The sequence below is a fragment of the Actinomycetospora sp. genome (assembly GCF_055612215.1).
On sequence record NZ_JBVPVA010000818.1, the window covers coordinates 1 to 3,505 of the forward strand.

3 protein-coding genes are annotated in these 3,505 nt (G+C 73.2%); all 3 read left to right on the plus strand.

The window, feature by feature from the left end:
* Nucleotides 1-94 precede the first annotated feature (94 nt).
* On the plus strand, nucleotides 95-1,897 hold the full coding sequence (locus AC0CYZ_RS22310) for an acetyl/propionyl/methylcrotonyl-CoA carboxylase subunit alpha (RefSeq protein WP_472219370.1): 1,803 nt from the start codon (nucleotides 95-97) through the stop codon (nucleotides 1,895-1,897).
* A gap of 113 nt (nucleotides 1,898-2,010) precedes the next feature.
* On the plus strand, nucleotides 2,011-2,484 hold the full coding sequence (locus AC0CYZ_RS22315) for a DUF1707 SHOCT-like domain-containing protein (protein WP_472219372.1): 474 nt from the start codon (nucleotides 2,011-2,013) through the stop codon (nucleotides 2,482-2,484).
* Nucleotides 2,485-2,651: 167 nt separating this feature from the next.
* A partial coding sequence (locus tag AC0CYZ_RS22320) for an MFS transporter (protein WP_472219374.1) occupies nucleotides 2,652-3,505 on the plus strand: 854 nt, incomplete at its 3' end.

Consider the following 3,505-nt stretch of genomic DNA (forward strand, 5'->3'; position numbering starts at 1 on the left):
CCCTCACCCGGCCGGTCGGGCGGCGATCACGCCCCTACACTGCGCGCGGACCCACCCCCGGTCCACGCGACGACGCGCCCCTGGAGGCAGTCCGATGGCCCCGCAGGCTCAGCAGGCTCTCCTGCACACCGTGCTGATCGCCAACCGCGGGGAGATCGCCGTCCGCGTGGCACGGGCGTGCAAGGACGCCGGGCTGACCAGCGTCGCCGTCTACGCGGACCCCGACCGGGACGCCCCGCACGTGCGCATCGCCGACCAGGCGTTCGCGCTGGGCGGCCAGACCGCCGCCGACTCGTACCTCGACATCGAGAAGATCATCGACGCGGCGCGGCAGACCGGCGCCAACGGCATCCACCCCGGCTACGGGTTCCTCTCGGAGAACTCCGACTTCGCCCAGGCCGTGCTCGACGCCGGACTCATCTGGATCGGGCCCTCGCCGCAGGCCATCCGCGACCTCGGCGACAAGGTGACCGCCCGCAAGATCGCCGAGCGGGCGGGGGCGCCGCTGGTCCCGGGCACGAAGGACCCGGTCGCCGACGCCGACGAGGTCATCGCCTTCGCCGACGAGCACGGGCTCCCCGTCGCGATCAAGGCGGCCTTCGGCGGCGGCGGGCGCGGCATGCGCGTGGCCCGCGAGCGCGACGAGATCGCCGAGATGTTCGACGCCGCGGTCCGCGAGGCGGTCTCGGCGTTCGGGCGGGGCGAGTCGTTCGTCGAGCGCTACCTCGACCGGCCGCGCCACGTCGAGGCCCAGGTCCTCGCCGACCAGCACGGCAACTGCATCGTCGTCGGGACCCGGGACTGCTCGCTGCAGCGCAGGCACCAGAAGCTCGTCGAGGAGGCGCCCGCGCCGTTCCTGTCCGACGAGCAGCGCAAGCGCATCCACACCTCCGCCCGCGACATCTGCCTCGAGGCCGGCTACTCCGGGGCCGGCACCGTGGAGTTCCTCGTCGGCGAGGACGGCACGATCTCGTTCCTCGAGGTCAACACCCGGCTGCAGGTCGAGCACCCGGTGTCCGAGGAGACCAGCGGGCTCGACCTGGTGCGCGAGCAGTTCCGCATCGCCAACGGCGAGGAGCTGCGGTTCCGCGAGGACCCGGAGCCGCGCGGGCACTCGATCGAGTTCCGGCTCAACGGCGAGGACGCCGGTCGCGGCTTCCTGCCCGCCCCCGGCACCGTGACGCGCTTCGTCGCGCCGTCCGGGCCCGGCGTGCGCGTGGACGCCGGGGTCGAGTCCGGCAGCGTCATCGGCGGGCAGTTCGACTCGATGGTCGGCAAGCTCATCGTCACCGGCGAGGACCGCGAGCAGGCGCTGCAGCGCTCGCGTCGCGCGCTGGACGAGATCGTCGTCGAGGGCCTGCCGACCGTCATCCCGTTCCACCGCCTCGTCGTGACCGACCCGGCGTTCACCGCGCCCGAGGGCGCGTCCTCGTTCACCGTGCACACGCGGTGGATCGAGACCGAGTGGGAGAACACCGTCGAGCCCTACGTCGCCGAGGGGTCGGGCGACGACGAGGACGACGAGGCGGGCGCCCGGCAGACGGTGGTCGTCGAGGTCGGGGGCAAGCGCCTCGAGGTCTCGCTGCCCGCCGGGCTCTCCCTGGGCGGCGGGGCCGGGCCCCGCGCGTCCGCCGGGGAGAAGAAGAAGCGCAAGCGCGCCGGCGGCGGCGCGAAGGTCTCCGGCGACGCGGTGACCTCGCCCATGCAGGGCACCGTCGTGAAGGTGGCGGTCTCGGAGGGCGACACGGTGTCCGCGGGCGACCTGGTGATCGTCGTCGAGGCCATGAAGATGGAGAACCCGGTCACCGCGCACAAGGACGGCACGGTGACGGGGCTGACGCTGGAGGCGGGCGCGTCGGTGAACCAGGGCGTGGTGATCTGCGAGATCACCGGCTGACGGGGGACGTCAGGATCACGGCCTGACGGGGGACGTCAGGAAAGTCCCCTGTCGGCGTGCTCCCCGTCCCGGACGCCGGGTCACCGTCGGCCACGGCGCCTACCCTGGTCGACGTGGCGGAGCTGCGGATCGGGACCCGGGAGCGCGAGCTCGCCATGGGCGCCCTCGACGAGCACCTGCGCGAGGGCCGGCTCGACCCCACCGAGTACGCCGAGCGCTCGGCGATCGCGGCCAACGCCCGGTTCCGGTCCGAGATCGACGCGCTGTTCACCGACCTCCCGGCTCCGCACCCGGCCCACCCGGCCGCCGCATCGACGGTTCCCGACGGCGGGTCGGTGCCGGCGCCGTCCCCGGTCGAGGCCCGCTCCGAGGCCGCGGACCGGCCGGGGCGCACCGAGGACCTCCCCGAACTGGTCGCCCCCCTCGGCGCCCGGCTCGGCCGGAACGCGGGCAAACTGTCCGCGCTCGCCCCGGTGATCGCCATCGCCCTCTTCGTGCTCACGGGGTTCCGCTTCCCGCAGGTCTTCCTGCTCGTGCCCGTCGCGATCGCCCTGCTCGGGTGGCTCGGACACCGTCACGGCGGCTGACGCCGAGCGTCGTCAGGAGGCCGGACGCGTTCCGCCGGAAGCGGATCCGCGTCACGTCGCCACGCAATCCGGTCGTCGACTGTCAGGGGGTCGTGGTTGTCTGGAGGAGGTCGGCGGCGACGCCGACGCCAGTACTGCGCTCCCCGCGATCCGAGAGGTGCCCGCCCATGAGTTCGGCCCCGACCACGTCGGACGCCCCCGGCGCCGCCCCGCCGGCCGATCAGCCGGCCGTGGACGGCACCGCACCGGGCACCACCCGCGCCGGCGTGGTCATCGCGGTCCTCGTCGTGTCCGCGTTCGTGATGATCCTGAACGAGACGATCCTGTCGGTCGCGCTCAAGGACCTGACGGTCGACCTCGGTGTCTCGACGACGACCGTGCAGTGGCTGACCAGCGGTTTCCTGCTGACGATGGCCGTGGTCATCCCGACCACGGGGTTCCTGCTCGAGCGGTTCACGCCCCGGCAGGTCTTCCTCGCGTCACTGACGATGTTCAGCCTCGGCACGCTGATCTGTGCGCTCGCGCCGGGCTTCCCGGTCCTGCTGGTCGGGCGCGTGGTGCAGGCGTGCGGCACCGCGGTGATGATCCCACTGCTGATGACCACGATCATGCGGCTCGTCCCGCCGGAGCGCCGCGGCTCGACGATGGGCACGATCACCATCGTCATCGCCGTCGCACCCGCCATCGGTCCGACCATCGGCGGCGCGGTCCTGGCCTCGCTCAGCTGGCGCTGGATGTTCTGGATCGTGCTGCCGTTGGCCGTGGCGGCGCTCGTCCTCGGCGCGATCCTCATGAAGGTGCCGAGCGAGACCCGGTCGGTCCCGCTGGACCTGTTCTCGGTGCTGCTCTCGGCGATCGGCTTCGGGGGCATCCTGTACGGCTTCTCCACGATCGGGGAGACCGGCGGGGGCGCCGCGGTGCCGCCCTGGGCGCCGATCGTGATCGGCGCCCTGGCGCTCGTGGTGTTCGTGCTGCGCCAGCTCGCCCTGCAGAAGCGCGACGCCGCCCTGCTCGACCTGCG

Coding starts and splice junctions, on each gene's coding strand:
- AC0CYZ_RS22310 (WP_472219370.1), top strand. CDS start 95: ATGGCCCCGCAGGCTCAGCAGGCTCTCCTGCACACCGTGCTGATCGCC.